Raw genomic sequence first — 19,076 nt, 5'->3', positions numbered from 1 at the left:
TCGTGATGGGCCAACAGCCTGGTGCTGGCTGGCCAAGGAGATAATTATGTTGAGAATGATCGTTGCCATGGGGCTGACCCGTTGGCGTTATATTGGCCTGTGGGCTTCCATCCTGCTGACCGTGGCCAGCGTTGCCATCTTGCTGGTGAACGGCCTCACTCTGGGGCTCGATTTTACCGGCGGGATCCTGCTGGAGTTTCATATCCAGACCCTGAAAGAGGCCCATGAGCTCAATGCCATGCTGGTCTCCCCGCTGGCGGGAGCCGTTGAGCTGAGCTCGGCCGGTATTCCCGGCGAGTGGCTGATCAAGCTGCCCCCCCACGAACTGCCCTGGCCCGCGGCAGATCTCACCACCATGCTGACCCAGCAGTTGGGGATGCCGGTCGAGTTGCTGCGCACCACCATCGTCGGTCCTCAGGTGGGTGCCGAGCTGTTCCAGCAGGGGATGCTGGCGGTACTGGTGGCTTCGCTGGCGATGTCGGCCTATCTGGCGTTTCGCTTTGAGTGGCGTCAGGCCATCGGCATCCTGCTCTCGGTGGTCCATGACGCCATCGTGGCGCTGGGGCTGCTGTCACTCTTTCAGATCGAATTCGATCTGAACATCATCGCCGGTTTGATGGCGGTGATCGGCTACTCCCTCAACGACAGCATCGTCATCTCGGACAGGCTGCGGGATCTGCTGAGCTCGCGTACCCAGATGGGCATCCACGAGTGCTCCGATGTGGCCATCAAGGCGACCTTCAGTCGCACCATGATCACCTCGGGCACCACCCTGTTTACCGTGGGCGCTCTGTTGCTGTTTGGCGGTGACGCCCTCTACGGCTTCTCCTTCACCCTGTTTGCCGGGATCCTGGTGGGCACCGTCTCCTCCATTACCGTCGCCTCGACCGTGCAGGAGCTGCTTGGGCTCACCCCTCAGGCCTACCAGAAGAAGAGCGAGGAGCCACTGGCCAACGCAGCCTGAACCTTGTTAACCAGGCCCGGCTTACCGGGTCTCAACAAACCGGGCCCCTGCCAACCATTGGCAGGGGCTTTTTCATCCCTCCTCTCGGTCTCTCGCCGTCCCTTTTGTTGCTCGGCTCGCTTCAATTGACAACTGACCATATTGAAAGCAATGACGGATCAACCCGTCATTTTTAATAACAAAAAGGTCATTTTATTACGTCAGAAACCATAAAATGTGACTGAAAGCACTTTCTTGAGGGCTCAAAGGAGGCAACATTGTAGTGATTTATCTACAAAGGGATATGAGATGTTGTTACAACCTGCCAATACAGCAAAATCCAGACAGTTGCTGAACGAGACCATGGCTTTGGTACTCGCAGGAGGGCGGGGTAGTCGCCTCAAACAGTTAACCGACAACCGTGCAAAACCTGCCGTTCATTTCGGCGGCAAATTCCGCATCATCGATTTCGTGCTCTCCAACTGCATCAACTCCGGCATCCGTCGGGTCGGTGTCGTGACCCAGTACAAATCCCACAGCCTGTTGCGCCATCTCCAATCGGGCTGGTCTTTCCTGCGCTACCAGATGAACGAGTTTATCGATCTGCTCCCTGCCCAGCAGCGGGTGGATGAGGTGAACTGGTATCGGGGTACCGCCGATGCGGTCTACCAGAATCTGGATATCATCCGCGATCACGCCCCCAAATATGTGGTGGTGCTGGCAGGCGACCACATCTACAAGATGGATTACGCCGCCATGCTGCTCGATCACGTCAATATGGGCGCCAAGGTGACCGTTGCCTGCATCGAGGTGCCACGCAGTGAAGCAAGCGCCTTCGGGGTAATGGCGGTGGATGATGATCGCAAGATCAATGCCTTCGTCGAAAAGCCCGCCAACCCGCCCGCCATGCCGGGCAAGGCCGACACCGCGCTGGCCTCCATGGGCGTCTATATCTTCGATGCGGAGTATCTCTATCAGCTGCTGGAAGAGGACATTGCCAACGAGCAGTCCCATCACGATTTCGGCATGGACGTGATCCCCCGCGTGGTGAAAGAGGGCACCGCATTCGCTCACCCGTTTGGCATGTCCTGTGTCGGCTGCTGTCCGGATCGCCGCCCCTACTGGCGCGATGTGGGCACCGTGGACTCCTTTTGGGAAGCCAATATGGATCTCGCTTCCGTCACGCCTGAGCTGGATATCTACGATCAGGACTGGCCCATCTGGACCAGTCAGAACATGACTCCTCCCGCCAAGTTCGTGCAGGACCGAAACGGCCAGCACGGCATGACCATCAACTCCATGTTTGCCGGGGGCACCATCGTCAGTGGCTCTTTCATCCTGAGTTCGGTGCTCTTTACCAATGTGCGGGTCGACTCCTTCTGCACCCTGGATCAGGCCGTTATCTTCCCGGGAGTTGAGATAGGTGCCGGTTGCCGACTGCGCCGGGTGGTGATCGACAAGGGGTGCAAACTGCCGGAAGGCACGGTGATAGGTGAAAACGCCGATGAAGATGCACGTCGCTTCCACCGCTCCGAGCAGGGCATAGTGCTGGTCACCCAGGGGATGCTCACTCGCCTGAACAAAGAGCTGCAGGGAAAACAAAAGCGCTGATCCGCAGCCAGACGGGATCCCCCTTCCTACCGCAAAGGGAGCCATTATGGCTCCCTCTTTCTATGGCTGACCAGATAGCCACCTCACACCATCATTGCCATCGCGTTGCAGTCTCCCAGAGATACCATTTACTGTGGGTAAACAGCTGGGCAACGCAGCCTTCACACCCTCAAACTGTAAACATTAAATTACAAAATAACCATTAACCCTCCGAAAACCTCTCTGTATTATTCCTGTTCGCACTATATAGCAGCTCCTTTATCTGACTTTTTAGCGGTAAATCCGCTAGTTTCACTTGATTGTTTGTTTTTCCTTGGTAAGGTGAGGGCGGTTGCGTAACAAGGCAGGTACCAACGTAAACATATCGGTACAATCGCTTTTGGCTTAATACAGTAGAGAGAATGAAATCATGCAAAGAGACCCCCTGAACAACATCCACATCCAGTCCGAACAAGTGATGATCACGCCTGCCCAGCTCAAGGAGAAGTTACCCATCTCCGACAAGGCGCTGGCATTCGTGCAAGGGGCCCGCAATACCATCGCCGACATCATTCACCGTCGCGATCACCGCTTGCTGGTGATCTGTGGTCCCTGCTCCATCCACGACATGGACGCCGCCAAAGAGTACGCAACCAGACTCAAAGCGCTGCATGATGCCTATCAGGACTCTCTCTACATTGTCATGCGGGTCTACTTTGAGAAGCCGCGCACCACGGTAGGCTGGAAAGGCTTTATCAACGACCCCAATCTGGATGGCACCTTCGATGTGGAGCTGGGGCTGCACCGTGCCCGCGAGCTGCTCTGCTGGCTGGCGGAGCTGGAGTTGCCGCTGGCCACAGAAGCGCTCGATCCCATCAGCCCGCAATACCTGGCCGAGCTCTTCTCCTGGTCAGCCATCGGCGCCCGCACCACCGAATCCCAGACCCACAGGGAGATGGCGTCCGGCCTCTCCATGCCGGTCGGCTTCAAGAACGGCACCGACGGCAACTTGGGGACTGCCATCAATGCGCTGCAGGCGGCCTCCTCCCCTCACGCCTTTATGGGGATCAACCAGCAGGGCCAGGTTGCGCTGCTGCAGACCCAGGGCAACCCGGATGGCCACGTGATCCTGCGCGGCGGCAAACATCCCAACTATGACTCGGTCAACGTGTCGCTGGCGGAAGAGGCACTGGAAAAGGCGGGCCTGCTGCCCGGTCTGGTGGTAGATTGCAGCCACGGCAACTCCAGCAAGGATCACCGTTTGCAGCCCAAGGTGGCCGACAACGTCATCCACCAGATCCAGGAGGGCAACCGCTCCATCATCGGGGTGATGCTCGAATCCAACCTGTTCGAGGGAAACCAGTCCAGCGAGCAGCCCAAGGAGCAGATGCGCTACGGGGTCTCCATCACAGATGCCTGCATCGACTGGGACACCACCGCTACCCTGCTGGCCCGCTGCCACAACCAGCTGGCTGACCCCCTCAAGGGCAGAACTGCACGATAAGCCGTGGTATCTTGTCGTAACCTATTGAACAATCGAGGTATCACCGCTGGTGGCATCAAACCGCTCATGCCGTGATACCTTGTTGCATCTTGATTTTCAGGGCGCCGCCGCTGCGGCGCTAGCAGGGACTGGATATGGCTGAAGAGTTGAATGTACTCAGGGACAAGATAGATGCGGTGGACAAGCAGCTGATCGATCTGCTGGCCGCCCGTCTGGCCCTGGTGGGAGAAGTGGGTGAAGTAAAGAGCCGCCACGGCCTGCCCATCTATGCACCGGATCGGGAAGCGAGCATGCTGGCCCGCCGCCGCGCCGAGGCCGAGCAGTTGGGGGTGCCCGGCGATCTCATCGAAGACGTGCTGCGCCGGGTGATGCGTGAATCTTATGCCAGCGAGAAAGATACAGGCTTCAAATGCATAAAGCCGGATCTTGGCAAGGTGGTCATCATCGGCGGTGAAGGCCAGCTTGGTCGGCTGTTCGGTCATATGTTCAGCCTCTCAGGCTATCGGGTCGAGACGCTGGAACAAGCCGACTGGCCGCGCGCTGACCAGATCCTCGCCGGAGTAGGTCTGGTGATGGTGGCGGTGCCCATCGATATCACCTGCCAGATCATCGACCGCCTCGGCAACCTGCCCGCCCACTGCCTGCTGGTCGATGTCACCAGCGTGAAAGCGGCGCCGCTCGAACATATGCTGGCGGTGCACCAAGGGCCGGTACTGGGACTGCACCCCATGTTCGGGCCGGATGTGGCGAGTCTCGCCAAGCAGGTGATCGTCTGCTGCCAGGGTCGTGACCCCGCCGCCAGCCAATGGCTGCTGGATCAGATGACCATCTGGGGCGCCCGCTTGCAACAGGTGGAAGCCAAGGCCCACGATGAGGCGATGACCCTCATTCAGGCACTGCGTCACTTCGCCACCTTTGCCTATGGCTGGCACCTCTCCCGGGAGCAGGCCAATCTGGATCGTCTGCTGAGTTTGAGCTCCCCCATCTACCGGCTGGAACTCGCCATGGTGGGGCGGCTGTTCGCTCAGGATCCCCACCTCTATGCCGACATCATTTTGTTGTCACCGCAGAATCTGGCGATGATCCGTCGCTACTACCAAAACTTCGGCGAAGCGCTGGGGCTGCTGGAACGGGGGACAGGGACGGTTTCATCGATGCCTTCTCGCAAGTCTCCGGTTTCTTCGGCGAGCATGCCGACCAGTTCCTGCGTGAAAGCCGCATGCTACTGGCCCAGGCCAACGACCGCCGCCAACACGGCTAATCCTGCAAAAGTAGCAACGCTCAAGGGAAGATACTCAGGCATCTTCCTTTTTTGTTTGTTACGGTCCCGTCCTAAATATGGTTTACACCTTTCCCCCCAATAAATGGAGAATCCGATGGGACAAGGTGTGAAACGGACACAGCGCGATTACTCGCTGACTTTTAAACTGGCGCTGGTCGAGCTGGGGTGTCCTGGCAAGATCGGACAGTCTCGGATCAAGCAGCCTGAGCTGTTCTCCAATACCTCTTGTTAAACTCCGCCGGGCTGACATTGCCAAGTCGTGAATGCCGACGTTGGCGGTTGTAAAAAATCTCTATGTATTCCTGGATCGCTGCCTTGGCCTCTGCTCTCGTCTTGAATCTATGGTGGTGAACCAGTTCATTTTTAAGAGACCCCCAGAAGCTTTCTATCAGGGCATTATCGAAGCAGTTCCCCTTGCGTGACATGGAGGTCTGCATGCCAAATTGTACCTAGAGAGCCCGGTAAGCCTTGGCACAGTGCTGACTGCCCCAGTCTGTGTGATGGATAAGCCCTACGGGCGGCCTCTTCTGCTGCACAGCCCGAAACAGCGCCTGACTGACCAACCCGGTGGTCATTCGTTCTTCCATCGCATAACCCACTATCTCACAGGTAAACACATCCTTGAGACCAGCCAGATAAAGCCAGCCTTCGTCGGTAGCGATATAGGTGATATCACCGGTCCAGACTTCGTTGGGCTTCGTCGGCGCAAAAACCTGACCAAGGAGATTCTCCGCCACCGGCAGGGAATGAGAAGAATGGGTTGTCGCCTTGAATTTGCGCTTTTGTTTGCAAGACAACCCCATTTCACGGCGCAATCGCCCAATCCGGTCCCGTCCGGCGTAAAATCCTTCGGCGGCCAACTCAGCTTGTAAACGCGCTTCGCCATAGGTCTGCCGTATCTTGCTGTGAGCAGCCCGAATGGCGACCTTGAGTCGTTCATTTTCTTGTTGGCGCTGTGACGGTGGACGCTGGAGCCAGTGGTAGAAGCCCGCACGAGATACCTCCAGATCATGGAAACGGGATAGAAGTCCTGCTGGTTGGCTATCCACGCGTACTTGGCAGTGACTCCTGAGCAAAGTACGCGGCGGCCTTTTTTATGATGTCGCGCTCCATGTTGGCTTGTGCGAGAGCTTTGCGTAGCCGGGCCACTTCAGCCTCCAGCTCGGCTGGCAGAACGCGGGCCGATGTGTATCCTTTCCTTCTTTGGCTGCGACCACCCAGTTGCTCAGTGTGCCCTTGGCTATACCCAACCTTCTGGCGGCTTCAGCTTGGCCAAGGCCTTGCTCCAACACCAGTCGAACCGACTCTGCCCGAAACTCTGGTGAATTGTGTTCTCTCTATTTCATTCAATACCCCCGATTGTCTCATCGTAACAATCGGAACTGTCTGTGAAAATCAGGATACCTCAGCTCTCTTTTTGTGCATCACGCTGAGCAGACTCAACCCAGCTGAACCCGAGTGCCCATCTCATCGGCTCAGCGCGGGGACTTTCCCAGATAGCGCTCCACGATCACTTTCACCCCGTCACGTTTTTTGAGCTGATAGAGCTCCTTGTCAAACTGGTCGATAAAGGCCTGTTTGTAGGGGTACTCCCCCTTGCGGCTATAGCCGAGAAACCCCTGCTCCTTGCTGAGCACCGGCCCCTGTTTGAGCAGGGACATATCGGCCACCGCCAGCTGATCGGCCTTTATCATGTTGAGCAACTCATAGAGCAGGGAGAGGCGATCATTGATGGTGCAATCGACCCGGCCGCGGACAATCTTGAGCAGGTTCTCCCGATTGCTTTTCACCTCCTCCACGTCGATCTGCTTCTCTTTTACCGCCTGCCAAAAGGCATCGCCGCCGACGGCAAAACCGGCGTTCATGCCAAAGCGTAAACCGTGATAGTCGAGCGGAAACCTGGCCTGCGGGGTATTGGCCGCCACACTGGCACCGCACATCACCACCAGCTCTTCATCCAGCATCGGCTGGGAGTAGGGCCACATGTAAGGGCGGGTATCGGGCATGTAGTAGGGTGGAAAAATGGCGAAGGCTGTCCCCTGTTCCACCATGCTCAGACCGCGCCGCCACGGCATGGGCTTGAGCACCACCTCATAGTCAGGCATGGCAGAGGTCACCTCGCGGATGATGTCGGCATAGATCCCCCTGACCTCCTCCCCCTCCTGCCAGGAGTAGGGGGGATAGGCGGCATCCGCCAGGATCTCGACCCGGGTCTTGGCGTGCGCCATCATGCACAACCCCAACAACAAGCAACACCAGACGCGCATAAGCCAGCACCTCCTGAAAAAGCCTCCATCAAGCATAGCCATCCAGCGCGCCTTCCTCTGCTGCCGCGCCATATTTCATGCCATCTCTTCGTTGGTTGAAAAATGTTAATGAAATATTAAAGCCATCCTTTATGCTGGGGAGCAATTGCTCTGAATGGATGGCCGCATATGGATGTGCAACTGCTTCTGCTCTACCTCTCCCCGATTTTTCTGGCCTTTATCGGCTGGGAGATGCTCTACCTGCGCAAACATGGCGCGGCCTTTCCCACCGCCACCTACCAGTGGCGGGATCTGTTCGCCAACGCCACGCTGGCCCTGATGCACCAAGGGGGCGACGCGCTGGCGGCCATCGCCATTGCTTATCTGTATGACACCCTCTGGGGCTGGCGACTGTTCGACATCGAGATCACCTTCTGGAGCGTATTGCTGCTGTTCCTGTTGCAGGATCTCTGCTACTGGCTGTTCCACTTCACCAGCCACCATGTTCGCTGGCTGTGGGCCTCCCACGTGGTGCACCACAGCTCGGAGCGGCTCAATCTCTCCACTGCCTTTCGCCAGAGCCTGATGTATCCCATCTCCGGCATGTGGCTGTTCTGGATCCCGATGATTGTCATCGGCTTTCCGCCCGAGGCGGTGGTCGCCACCGTGCTATTGAGTCTGGGCTTCCAGTTTTTCGTCCACACCCAGGTGGTAGGCAAACTCGGCTGGCTTGAGTGGATCTTCAACACCCCCTCCCACCACAGGGTGCATCACGCCAGCAACGCCAAGTACATAGACCGCAACTTTGCCGGGGTGCTGATCATCTGGGATCGGCTGTTTGGCACCTTTGTCGAGGAGGACCCGGCCGAGCCGTGTCGCTTTGGCATCACCAAGCCGATCCACAGCTTCAACCCCCTCACTCTCACCTTCCACGAGTGGCGCGACATGCTGCATGACGCCCGTGGCTTGCCGTGGCGACAAAAACTCGCGGTGCTGTTTGGCAAACCGGCCGGACCTGCCAGCCGCTGAGCCTTCGCCCCGAATAGCAACTCCCGGATAGCAAGCCCCTGATAACCAGTCCCTGATAACAAGAGAGCGCCACGGCGGCGCTCTCTTTTATGATCAGTCACATCTTCGATGTCAGAGATGGGCGAACGACCAGACGGCGGGGATCAGGCTCAGCAAGGTCACTCCGGCCAACAGCCGCTCGCGGCCACTCAGGCAAAGATCTGTGCCCAGCTGACGGCGGCTGTAGAGAAACAGCAGCAGACCCGGCCCGTACAGCAACAACGACAGCAACAGATACTCCACCCCGGCAGCATAGAGCAGCCAGAAGCCGTAACCGCTCGACACCAGCGCCACTGCCCGCATCAGGCCTCGCCCCTGCCCACTCTCCTCCTCCTTGCTGAACGAAAGCTTGAGCAAGAACAGGCCGATCAGCAGGTAAGGCACCAAAATCATCGAGGTCGATATAAGCAGCAGACTGGTGTAGCCCTTGCCGAGCAGCCATACCAGCAGCAGGCAAGTCTGCACCGTCAGGCTGGTGAGCCAGAGCGATGCGATAGGCGTCCCGTTGCGGTTCTGGCGCCGGAAGATAGCAGGAAACGCACCGTGGCGGGCCGCGCTGAACGGTACCTCCGCCGAGAAGAGGGTCCAGCTCACGTAGGAGGCAAGCACCGAGACAATCAGGCCGACGCTGATGAGCAGCTTGCCCCAGGAGCCGGTCATCTGGGCCATCAGCCCTGCCATGGAGGGGTTGGGTAGCGCCGCCAGCTCGGGCCGACTCAATATCCCCAGCGCCAGCACCGAGATAAGCACATAGAGCAGCAGCGCCAGCACCACCCCAAGCACGGTGGCAGTGCCCACATCCTGCCGGTTTCGAGCGCGGGCCGACAGCACCGCTGCCCCCTCGATACCGGTGAAGACCCAGAGGGTGATGAGCATGGTGTTGCGCACCTGCTCGGAGACCGGCACCGCCAGGGTGCTGCCCTGCTGATCCGCCACGAAGGTGACCGGATCGAACCAGTAGCAGGCAAACAGAATAAACAGCAGCAGCGGCAGGCTCTTGGCCAGGGTCGCCACCAGATTGAACAACGCCGCCTGCTGCACGCCGCGGGCCACCAGCAGGTGCACAGCCCAGAGGATGCAGGACTCGCCGACAAACGCCGCCAGGGTATTGCCGTCACCAAACCAGATCTGCTCCGGCGTATCGACGAAGCTGCCCAGCGCCGCAAAGGCAATGACCAGATAACCCACCACGCCGATGGTGGCACAGAGCCAATAACCCCAGACGGAGAAGAAGCCCACCAGATCGCCAAAACCGGCGCGGGCATAGCTGTAGATGCCGCCGTCGAGATCGGGCCTGAGTCGCGACAGATAGAGAAAACTCATGGCGAGCGCCAGGATGCCCACACCCGTCACGCCCCAACCGATCAGCACGGCGCGGGCGCCAGCCACCTCGGCCATGTTCTGGGGCAGGCTAAAAATCCCCGCCCCCACCATGGAGCTGAACACCAGCGCGGTGAGTGACCAGAGCCCAATCTTGCTCTCTTTCATGGAAGCTCCTTAGCGCAACCGGCGGCTCAGCGCCTGAATATGCTCGGGACCGATACCGCAGCAACCGCCGATCAAATTCGCCCCGGCCGCGCGCCAGCGCTCGGCCCAGCCGAGATAATCCAGCGGCCCCAGATCGGCGCGGATTTCGTCCAGTCCGTCGTTGGCGGTGGCCTCTTTGGGCTGCGGCGGGAAAGCGTTGGCATAGGCTCCGAGGCGGATGTCGCTGCGACCCTCTGCCTGCAACGCAGCACTTGCCACCTTGAGCGCCCCCTCGATCACCTCGGGCTGACAGCAGTTGAACAGGATGGCATCGACCCCGGCCGCCACTAACGTGGTCACCGCATCAGCCACCCGCTCGCCGGAACGCAGTCGCGGCTCGTTGCCCGGCGCCTCATCTTCCAGCGTGAAGGAGACCCAGAACGGCTTGCCGTCATCAGGCAATAGCGCTTTCAAGGCCAGTGGCTCGGCAATCAGGCTCATGGTCTCGGCCAACCAGATATCCACATAAGGGGATAGCGCCCGGATAAGCGGCGTCGCCAGCTCGCTCACCCTGTCCGCCTTGAACAAATCGGCACGGTAGGAGCCAAACAACGGTGGCAGAGAACCCGCCACCTGCACGGCGCCCTTCTGCTCGTCAGCCACTTCGCGGGCCAGCTGACCGGCCAGCGCCGCCAACCCCTCCCCTTCGGCAAAGAAACGCTCATCGCCGATATGAAACGGCACCAGTGCATAGCTGTTGGTAGTAATGACCCTGGCCCCGCTCGCCACATAGGCCTGATGCACGTCACGCACCGTCTCTGGCGCCTCCATCAAGGCCAGCGCCGACCACTCGGGTTGACGAAACGGTGCCCCCGCCGTGCCAGCTCGCGCCCCATGCCCCCATCCAGCACCCACAATTCCCTGGTTTCCATCTGTCGTGTCTCTTTGTTATGTGCGTTGTTTATTTGCGTATTTATCTGTTTGTTTTGTTGATCTGCGGTTTCGCATCGAATCGCTGCAGATCGTCCTGCTTCATCCTGGGAAGCCCTTTTATTAGGTAGCCATAAAAACATATAGATGTTTAGATGGCCAAAGCAAGATAAAACAAAGTGCCACGGGCGGCAATCAGTATCAGCAGAAATCAGCGTGCAAACGGCGAGGCAAACGCAGAAATGCAAGAGGCCACCCTAAGGTGGCCTCATCACAATCTTGATCCGCTGGTAACTTAACGCCCGGCCAGCACTCGCTTGATCTGTTTGACCCAGTCGGAGACCCGACCCTGCTGCGGCAAACCGCGCCAGATCTGCTCCCACTGGGCAGGGCTGAGCGGACGACCGAGGCGACGCTGCACGCCTGCATAGAGGTAGTCATGGGCCGTGGTGGCCGCATGCTCGGAGGTGAGGAATTTGGAGACCGGATCGGTCAACCGCACATCCCGCATGCCGAGCAGCGGATAGTCGTTGTGCACCGCCGCCAGCATGGTCTCGCGCATGGCGGACTCGATGTAGCCACGGGCAAACAGAGCGGTCACCGACTCCAGCGATCCCTGATCCGGGCCATGGTACTGCTCGTCAAAGACCGGGCTCGGCTCGGCCATGCCGCTTTGTACCACCGCGTCGGGATCCGGCTGCGGCACGACCACGGCAGGCTTGGGGGTTACCGGCTTGGCTGCCACTGTGGCTTTGCGCGGCGCACTCTGGCTACAGGCACCCAGTGCCAGGGCGAGCGCGATACAGGCCAGCGCACGGGAATGAGACTGCATCTTCATGACTCTTATATCGCTCCTTTTACGATTCCTGAGCTGGCTTCTCGGCCACAGCCGGTTCGACCCGGGTAACCAGCAGCTGGTCAATCTTGTAACTGTCGATATCGACCACTTCGAACTTGTAACCGGCATATTTGACCGAGTCAGTGCGCTTGGGGATCTTGCGCAGCATATACATGATAAAGCCGGCGATGGTCTCGTAGTTCTGGTTCTCGGGGAACTCTTCGATATCGAAGGCGCGCATCACGTCGGAGATGGGGGTGACCCCGTCCACCAGCCAGGAGTTCTCGTCGCGCTGGACGATCTGCTCTTCCACCACGTGGGTCGCCCACTCGCCCATGACGGTACTCATCAGGTCGTTCATGGTGACAATCCCCACCACCAGCGCGTACTCGTTCATCACCACGGCAAAGTCACCACGATGATTCTTGAAGTACTCCATCGCCTCATAGAGGTTCAGGGTATCGGGGATGATGATGACGTTCTGCACTAGGTTGCCACCGATAAGGTCGATGCTCTGGCCACCGATAACGCGGATCAGCAGCTCTTTGGCATCGACAAAGCCCTTGATGCTGTCGAGGTTGTGGTCACAGACCAGAAACTTGTTATGGGGATGCTCGGCGATCTTCGCCTTGATGCTCTCTTCACTCTCTTGCAGGGTGAAGTAGATAAGGCTCTCGCGGGCCGTCATGGCAGAGGTGACACCAAGGGACTGCAACTCGAACACGTTCTCGATGAGCTGATGCTCCTCGCGCTGGATAACCCCCGCCTCGGCACCGGCATCCATCACCGCATAGATATCGTCGGAGGTGATCTCGTCGTTGCGCACCGTGGAGACACGCATCAGACGGAACAGGGAGTTCGCCAATCCGTTGAAGACCCACACCAGCGGCATCAACACGGTGACGAAGAAGAGCATCGGGCGCACCACCACCACGGCAATCTGCTCGGGCATGGTCATGGCCAGACGCTTGGGCATCAGATCAGCGATCAGGATAAACATGCCGGTGACAAACACGAAGGAGGCACCGGAGCTGATCTCGCCAAGCCAGGGGCCCTGGTAGAACTGGGAGACAATCCCCTTGATGGCGGGGTTGAGGGCAGACTCACCCAGGATACCGCCCAGAATGGCGACGGTATTGAGGCCAATCTGCACCACGGTGAAAAAGTTGCCCGGCTGGGCCTGCAGGGCCAGCACCTTTTCGGCCTGGCGATTACCTTCATCCGCCATCACCTGCAATTTGATTTTGCGAGACGCGGCGAGAGAGATCTCGGAGAGGGAGAAGAACACACTGCCGCCAACCAGCAGCATTAAAAAGAACAAACTATCGGCAAAACTCATGATTAACCTATTGCTACACCCGCCTTAGCACAAGACGGCAAACTGGGCCCGGGAGACCGGACCGTGAGCCCATCCGGGACTCACACAGGGGGAGTATTCTATCAGAAAACAGCCAGTTGGGGGCTTTATCTTACTCCGACCAGTTATGCAACAAAAAAGGCGCTTCACGCGCCTTTTTATTCACTTCCGGTTAGCCCTTGCCCAGCAGGGTGCCCAGATCGTCCGCCTTGGTATGGCGCACATCCTTGCCTTTCACGTAGTAGACGATGTACTCGCAGATGTGCTGGCAGCGATCGCCGACCCGCTCGATGGCTCGCGCCGCCCACAGCACGTTGAGAACCTGGGGGATGGTGCGGGGATCTTCCATCATATAGGTCATCAGCTCGCGGATGATGGACTCGTACTCGCGGTCTACCTTGTCATCTTCTTTGTAGACCGCCAGCGCCGCATCCAGATCCATGCGGGCGAAGGCGTCGAGCACATCGTGCAGCATCTTGATGGTACGACGGCCCATGTTCTCCAGCGACACCAGCGGCGGCTGCGGCTTGTTGGCGTTGTCGGTCAGCATGCGGGCGATCTTGTCGGCCACGTCGCCAATGCGCTCCAGATCGGTGATGGTCTTGATGATGGCCATCACCAGTCGCAGGTCGGAGGCTGTCGGCTGACGCTTGGCGATGATGCGGGTGCACTCCTCGTCGATCGCCACTTCCATGGCGTTGACCTTATGGTCGTTGGCCACGATCTTGCGCGCCGCATCGAGATCCTGATCGTGGATCGCCGCGATGGCGTCGGTGAGCTGCTGCTCCACCAAACCGCCCATCACCAGCACCTGGTTGCGCACGCTCTCTAGCTCGGCATTGAACTGACCGGAGATGTGTTTATTGAGGTTCATATTGTCCATACAAATAATCCTTGATTGCTCCGATTATGCCTTAGCCGTTGAACCGACTGCCAATCTGTTTGCTGAGATTCATCCTCTCCTCTCCTTAGCCGTAACGACCGGTAATGTAATCTTCGGTCTTTTTCTTGGCCGGGGTGGTGAAAATGGTGTTGGTATCCGAGTACTCGATAAGCTCGCCCATATACATGAAAGCGGTCTGATCCGACACTCGCGCAGCCTGTTGCATGTTGTGGGTCACGATCACCACGGTGAACTGGCTCTTGAGCTCGTTGATCAGCTCCTCAATGGTGAGGGTGGAGATGGGGTCGAGCGCCGAGGTCGGTTCATCGAGCAGCAACACTTCCGGCTCAATAGCGATGGCTCGGGCAATCACCAGACGCTGCTGCTGACCACCGGAGAGACCGAAGGCGTTGTCATGCAGACGATCCTTCACCTCGTCCCACAGGGCCGCACCGCGTAGGGAGCGCTCGGCGGCCTCATCCAGAGTGCGACGATCGTTGATCCCCTGCAGGCGCAGACCATAGACCACGTTCTCGTAGATGGACTTGGGAAACGGGTTCGGGCGCTGGAACACCATGCCCACCTGACGGCGCAGGGCGGAAACATCAACGCTCTTGTCATAGATGTTGTGGCCGTGCAGCTGAATTTCCCCCTCGATGCGGCAGATCTCCACCAGATCGTTCATCCGGTTGATGCAGCGCAGCAGGGTCGATTTGCCACAGCCTGACGGGCCGATAAAGGCGGTCACCTGCCCTTTGGGGATCTTCATGTTGACGTTGAACAACGCCTGCTTGCTGCCGTAGTACAGGTTGAGATCCTTCACCTCCAGCGCGGTCTGCTCCGGAGTAAGGTTGAGCAGGTCCAGCGCGGTGTGCTGGGTAGACGTGGTCGTTACGTTGATCATCTGTTACCTCAAAATCAATCTGGAGTGGCCGGACTGCTGCCGGCGCCCCTCACGTATTGGTGCAGAGAGATGGCGGCTCGCGCTCGGCCGCCCCTCTGTTATCTCACTCTTGTATCACTCAAGCGGCGCCGGATTAATGCTCCAGCGACCGGAATTTCTCGCGCAAGTGGTTACGAATACCGATAGCGGTCAGGTTCAGACCCACGATCACCGTCACCAGCAGGAAGGAGGTGGCGTAGACCAGCGGGCGGGCCGCCTCGACGTTGGGGCTCTGGAAGCCGACGTCATAGATGTGGAAGCCCAGGTGCATGAACTTGCGCTCCACATGCAGATACGGGAAGTTGCCATCCATCGGCAGGGTCGGTGCCAGTTTTACCACCCCCACCAGCATCAGCGGCGCCACTTCACCGGCTGCACGGGCAATCGCCAGAATAAGGCCGGTCATGATGGCCGGGCTCGCCATCGGCAGCACGATGCGCCACAGGGTCTCGGCCTGGGTGGCACCCAGTGCCAACGAGCCCTGACGGATGGTGCTCGGGATCCGCGCCAACCCCTCTTCGGTGGAGACAATCACCACCGGCAGGGTCAGGATAGCCAGGGTCAGCGCCGACCAGATCACGCCGGGTGAGCCAAAGGTCGGGCTCGGCAGCGCTTCCGGGTAGAACAGCTGATCCAGCGAACCACCGAGCGTGTAGACGAAGAAGCCCAGACCAAACACGCCGTAGACGATGGAGGGCACGCCCGCCAGGTTGATCACCGCAATGCGGATGATCTTGGTCAGGCTGTTCTTGCCCGCATATTCGTGCAGGTAGACTGCCGCTACCACCCCCAGCGGGGTCACGATGATCGCCATCAGGAACACCATGAAGACGGTACCGAAGATGGCCGGGAACACCCCGCCCTCGGTGTTGGCTTCGCGAGGCTCACCGGAAACAAACTTGCCAATCTGATGGAACCAGTGACCCACCTTGGCCAGCAGGCTCATGTCGTTGGGCCATACCACGTCCAGTACCTTGGACATCGGCATGGTCACCAGCTCGCCACGCATATCCTTGACGGTGATGGCGTCGCGATCGGCTTGGCTACGCAGAGAGAAGAGCTCTTTTTCCAGCACCTGATAACGATCGTTGAGGGCCTGACGCTCACTGGCCAGCTCCGCTTTGAGCTGATCGGTCAGCTTGTCATCCAGCTCGGCCTTGCGCTCTTTCAGGCGCAGCCGCTCCAGTTGATAGTTGATGCCGCCGATGTCCCCTTTTTGCAGATCGTTGGCCTGTTCTGAAAGGGCATTGGCTCGCGCCAGCACCCGCTGCAGGGCAGGATGCAGATCAGAGGTGAGCTCGCGGCCATCCTCTTTCACCCCGACGATATAGCCATAGAAGTTGCCGTTGGTGGCACGCTCAACCATGGCCAGCTCAGCCGGCTGGCTCTGGGACTTGATGTCCGTCTCCAGCACCCAGCGAAAATCGAGGTCAACAAACTCGCGGTTGCCGGTCTTGACCAGATAGCGGGTCAGCAGCTCGCGCTCTTCCCCTTCCAATGGCAGCCCTGCGGCGCGCAGTCGCTCCACCGGAACCTGCTCGCGATCGTTGATTTCGCCGATCAGTACGCTCTTGTTGCCATTTGCGTCTTCAAGCTGCCACTCATAGATGGGGTGCGGCCAGAAGTAGACCAGACCACGCCAGCCGATCAGCAGCAGCAGACCCAGTACCGCCACCAGACTCAGGCTGACGGCACCGCCGGTCATCCAGATCCAGGGGGCCCCTGATTTAAACCACTTACCCATTGTCGATTCCTTGTCCATTACAGAGTCGCCCCTTACATCGAGCTGTATTTTTCACGCAACCGCTGACGGACAAACTCGGCCAGGGTGTTGAACAAAAAGGTGAACACAAACAGGACGAAGGCCGCGAGGAACAGTACCCGATAGTGGGAGCTGCCCACTTCCGATTCCGGCATCTCTACCGCGATGTTGGCGGCGAGGGTGCGCAGCCCCTGGAACATGGAGAAGTCCATGATGGGGGTGTTGCCGGTAGCCATCAGCACGATCATGGTCTCGCCCACGGCGCGGCCAAGGCCCATCATCACCGCAGAGAAGATGCCCGGGCTCGCGGTGAGGATCACCACCCGGCTCAGGGTCTGCCACGGGGTGGCCCCCAGCGCCAACGAGCCCTGGGTCAGGTGCTTGGGCACCGAGAAGACCGCATCTTCAGCGATAGAGAAGATGGTGGGGATGACCGCAAAGCCCATGGCGATACCGACCACCAGCGAGTTGCGCTGGTCAAACTTGATGCCCATTTCGTGAGTCAGCCAGATGCGCGAATCGCCGTGCATAAAAGCATTCTCGATGAGCGGGCTCAGGGCGAAGGCCCCCCAGCCAATCAGCAGTAGCACCGGGATCAGCAGGATGGCGTGCCACCCCTCCGGCAGCCAGGACTTGCCGCGCTCCGGCAGATAGTTCCAGAGCAATGCAGTCAGCAGCATCCCCATCGGCAGCAATATCAGCAGCAGGATCACCCCGGGCAGCGCCCCCTCGATGATCGGCGCCAGCCACAGACCCGCCAGGAAACCCAGGATAACAGTCGGCAGCGCCGCCATGATCTCGACCGTCGGCTTGACGTATTTGCGCAGCCCCGCCGACATGAAGTAGGCGGTATAGATGGCACCGGCCACGCCGAGCGGTACAGCAAACACCATGGCGTAGAAAGAGGCTTTCAGCGTACCGAATACCAGCGGCACCAAACTCAGCTTGGCTTCAAAGTCGTTGCTGGCGGAGGTGGATTGCCACACATACTGGGGCTCCGGATAGCCTTCGTACCACACCTGTTGCCAGAGGGCAGACCAGGTCACTTCGGGGTGTTCGTTCTCCACCGAGAAGAGCTTGAAGCTGTTCCCTTGCTGCATCAGCAACAGGTTGTGACGGGGGGAGATGGCCAGGGCAGAGAGTTCGCCCCCTTCCACCGTCTCGGTCAGCAGCTTGGTCTCGCCGGTGGCGTGGAAGAAGCTGATGATGCCGTCCTTGTCGGCACTGATGAAGCCTTTGCGAAAGTGCTCGGGAGTCAGCAGATCCACTGCGCCATCACCCTTGAAGTCACGAATTTGGGTGAACTGGCGTTTGCCATCCTTCGCCACTTCGAACCACTGGGAAATCACGCCGTTGTCATTACCCACCAGCAGTGAAGAGGCGCCGGAGAGCAGCTGAACCCGGGTCACATTGGCGTTGGGGGCATTGATCTCCAACACGTTGCGCAGGGAGATTTCGCTCAGGTTATGAATGTCATAGACGGAGAGGCGATTGCCCTCGCGCACGAACAGGATCCGCAGATTGGGGGTCAGCAACATCTGATCCACATGGCGCGGCAGGGAGGGAATCGTGTAGTTTTCACTGCTCCACTCAATCTCCCCGGAGATGAAGTTCTCCTCACCGTTCATCACCGTCATCACGCCACGACCATCTTCGGTCACGGCGGCGGTCGCCATCTTGTCCTTGGTGGCTTCGAACACCATCAGTTGCAGTGCCTTCCCTTGCGGGTCGATCACCACAGGCTCTTCGCCGAAGGGATATTGCAGGCTGGGTTCAATCACCCGCACATCGTTGGGATAGGAGACCTTGAACGCTGGCTGGACAACCTGCGCCTTGCCATCGGCAAAGCCGTAAGCGATCAGCCGCTGACCCGGTGCTGGGGTCGCTACCGTGGTGATGTCACCAGCAACCTGGGCCTGACCCAGTGACTGGCCGACCTTGATCTTGTCATCTCCCTGCACCGCAAAGAAGTTGACCTGCCCTTTATCGCTGAAGCGATAGCCGATCTCGTTCTGCTCTTCCACGCCGAGCCAGGCGGTCTTCCCTGCGGCAGGCAGGGTAAACGAGGCGGTCGGCTCCATGGAGGCGCCATTGAAGATGGGTTTCACCACATAGAGCAGATAAAAGAAGATAAGCAGCAGCGCCACCAGTACCAGGGCTCCGCCTGTGGTGACGCCATATTTGGCCAATTTATCCTTGATCCGGCGTTTTCTACTGCCCGCCATGACCAGGTTTAACGATTCCGATGACATGCAAGACCTCA

The 19,076-nt window shown here is 58.8% G+C and carries 12 protein-coding genes and 3 pseudogenes; 5 read left to right on the top strand and 10 right to left on the bottom strand.

Annotation, left to right across the window (positions count from 1 at the left end):
- Positions 1–46 precede the first annotated feature (46 nt).
- The 4 genes and pseudogenes from secF (at position 47) to tyrA (ending at position 5,298) form a co-directional block, all read left to right on the top strand.
- Positions 47–964, top strand: a complete 918-nt coding sequence (gene secF / locus ACTG1K_RS22385) for a protein translocase subunit SecF (protein ID WP_258720374.1) — start codon at positions 47–49, stop codon at positions 962–964.
- Positions 965–1,252: 288 nt separating this feature from the next.
- On the top strand, positions 1,253–2,554 hold the full coding sequence (glgC, locus tag ACTG1K_RS22380; RefSeq protein ID WP_005334047.1) for a glucose-1-phosphate adenylyltransferase: 1,302 nt from the start codon (positions 1,253–1,255) through the stop codon (positions 2,552–2,554).
- Positions 2,555–2,963: 409 nt separating this feature from the next.
- The gene (locus tag ACTG1K_RS22375) at positions 2,964–4,037 is read left to right on the top strand and encodes a 3-deoxy-7-phosphoheptulonate synthase (RefSeq protein WP_139407255.1); all 1,074 of its coding nucleotides are present in this window, start codon (positions 2,964–2,966) and stop codon (positions 4,035–4,037) included.
- 134 nt (positions 4,038–4,171) lie between these two features.
- A pseudogene (tyrA, locus tag ACTG1K_RS22370) lies at positions 4,172–5,298 on the top strand (bifunctional chorismate mutase/prephenate dehydrogenase).
- A 215-nt stretch (positions 5,299–5,513) separates the two neighbouring features.
- On the opposite strand, the pseudogene ACTG1K_RS22365 reads toward tyrA, so the two are convergent.
- Both ACTG1K_RS22365 and ACTG1K_RS22360 read right to left on the bottom strand, forming a co-directional pair.
- Positions 5,514–6,614, bottom strand: a pseudogene (locus ACTG1K_RS22365) (IS3 family transposase).
- 180 nt (positions 6,615–6,794) lie between these two features.
- Positions 6,795–7,586, bottom strand: a complete 792-nt coding sequence (locus tag ACTG1K_RS22360; protein WP_005334089.1) for a substrate-binding periplasmic protein — start codon at positions 7,584–7,586, stop codon at positions 6,795–6,797.
- Between the two features lie 168 nt (positions 7,587–7,754).
- Between ACTG1K_RS22360 and ACTG1K_RS22355 the strand changes: the two genes are divergently transcribed.
- Positions 7,755–8,594 (top strand): sterol desaturase family protein, encoded by an 840-nt coding sequence (locus ACTG1K_RS22355; RefSeq protein WP_236340889.1) that lies wholly within the window; start codon positions 7,755–7,757, stop codon positions 8,592–8,594.
- Positions 8,595–8,705: 111 nt separating this feature from the next.
- Here the strand turns inward: ACTG1K_RS22355 and ACTG1K_RS22350 are convergent, their stop codons facing one another.
- The 8 genes and pseudogenes from ACTG1K_RS22350 to ACTG1K_RS22315 form a co-directional block, all read right to left on the bottom strand.
- Positions 8,706–10,121 (bottom strand): basic amino acid/polyamine antiporter, encoded by a 1,416-nt coding sequence (locus tag ACTG1K_RS22350; protein WP_440006030.1) that lies wholly within the window; start codon positions 10,119–10,121, stop codon positions 8,706–8,708.
- 9 nt (positions 10,122–10,130) lie between these two features.
- A pseudogene (locus tag ACTG1K_RS22345) lies at positions 10,131–11,032 on the bottom strand (homocysteine S-methyltransferase family protein).
- Between the two features lie 293 nt (positions 11,033–11,325).
- Positions 11,326–11,868, bottom strand: coding sequence for a hypothetical protein (locus tag ACTG1K_RS22340; RefSeq protein WP_440006032.1), 543 nt, complete (start codon positions 11,866–11,868; stop codon positions 11,326–11,328).
- A 19-nt stretch (positions 11,869–11,887) separates the two neighbouring features.
- The gene (locus ACTG1K_RS22335; protein WP_005334094.1) at positions 11,888–13,207 is read right to left on the bottom strand and encodes a hemolysin family protein; all 1,320 of its coding nucleotides are present in this window, start codon (positions 13,205–13,207) and stop codon (positions 11,888–11,890) included.
- Between the two features lie 190 nt (positions 13,208–13,397).
- Complete coding sequence (gene phoU / locus ACTG1K_RS22330; RefSeq protein ID WP_005334097.1) at positions 13,398–14,108, bottom strand: phosphate signaling complex protein PhoU; 711 nt, start codon at positions 14,106–14,108, stop codon at positions 13,398–13,400.
- A gap of 85 nt (positions 14,109–14,193) precedes the next feature.
- Positions 14,194–15,012, bottom strand: a complete 819-nt coding sequence (gene pstB / locus ACTG1K_RS22325; RefSeq protein WP_005334102.1) for a phosphate ABC transporter ATP-binding protein PstB — start codon at positions 15,010–15,012, stop codon at positions 14,194–14,196.
- Between the two features lie 133 nt (positions 15,013–15,145).
- Positions 15,146–16,795: a phosphate ABC transporter permease PstA gene (pstA, locus tag ACTG1K_RS22320; protein WP_440006871.1), complete on the bottom strand. Its 1,650-nt coding sequence runs from the start codon at positions 16,793–16,795 to the stop codon at positions 15,146–15,148.
- Positions 16,796–16,827: 32 nt separating this feature from the next.
- Complete coding sequence (locus ACTG1K_RS22315; RefSeq protein WP_184232272.1) at positions 16,828–19,065, bottom strand: ABC transporter permease subunit; 2,238 nt, start codon at positions 19,063–19,065, stop codon at positions 16,828–16,830.
- Positions 19,066–19,076: the final 11 nt, after the last annotated feature.

The sequence above is a fragment of the Aeromonas sp. 102P genome (assembly GCF_051920345.1).
In the GTDB taxonomy this organism is placed as follows: domain Bacteria; phylum Pseudomonadota; class Gammaproteobacteria; order Enterobacterales; family Aeromonadaceae; genus Aeromonas; species Aeromonas veronii.
The sequence above is the reverse complement of the archived record's forward strand: the minus strand, read 5'-3'. Positions and strand labels throughout refer to the sequence as shown.

Excerpts from the sequence above, each read along its gene's own strand:
- ACTG1K_RS22335 (WP_005334094.1), bottom strand. The coding sequence starts at position 13,207 with ATGAGTTTTGCCGATAGTTTGTTCTTTTTAATGCTGCTGGTTGGCGGC.
- ACTG1K_RS22355 (WP_236340889.1), top strand. The coding sequence starts at position 7,755 with ATGGATGTGCAACTGCTTCTGCTCTACCTCTCCCCGATTTTTCTGGCC.
- secF (WP_258720374.1), top strand. The coding sequence starts at position 47 with ATGTTGAGAATGATCGTTGCCATGGGGCTGACCCGTTGGCGTTATATT.
- glgC (WP_005334047.1), top strand. The coding sequence starts at position 1,253 with ATGTTGTTACAACCTGCCAATACAGCAAAATCCAGACAGTTGCTGAAC.
- ACTG1K_RS22315 (WP_184232272.1), bottom strand. The coding sequence starts at position 19,065 with ATGTCATCGGAATCGTTAAACCTGGTCATGGCGGGCAGTAGAAAACGC.
- pstB (WP_005334102.1), bottom strand. The coding sequence starts at position 15,012 with ATGATCAACGTAACGACCACGTCTACCCAGCACACCGCGCTGGACCTG.
- pstA (WP_440006871.1), bottom strand. The coding sequence starts at position 16,795 with ATGGGTAAGTGGTTTAAATCAGGGGCCCCCTGGATCTGGATGACCGGC.
- phoU (WP_005334097.1), bottom strand. The coding sequence starts at position 14,108 with ATGGACAATATGAACCTCAATAAACACATCTCCGGTCAGTTCAATGCC.
- ACTG1K_RS22340 (WP_440006032.1), bottom strand. The coding sequence starts at position 11,868 with ATGAAGATGCAGTCTCATTCCCGTGCGCTGGCCTGTATCGCGCTCGCC.
- ACTG1K_RS22360 (WP_005334089.1), bottom strand. The coding sequence starts at position 7,586 with ATGCGCGTCTGGTGTTGCTTGTTGTTGGGGTTGTGCATGATGGCGCAC.
- ACTG1K_RS22375 (WP_139407255.1), top strand. The coding sequence starts at position 2,964 with ATGCAAAGAGACCCCCTGAACAACATCCACATCCAGTCCGAACAAGTG.
- ACTG1K_RS22350 (WP_440006030.1), bottom strand. The coding sequence starts at position 10,121 with ATGAAAGAGAGCAAGATTGGGCTCTGGTCACTCACCGCGCTGGTGTTC.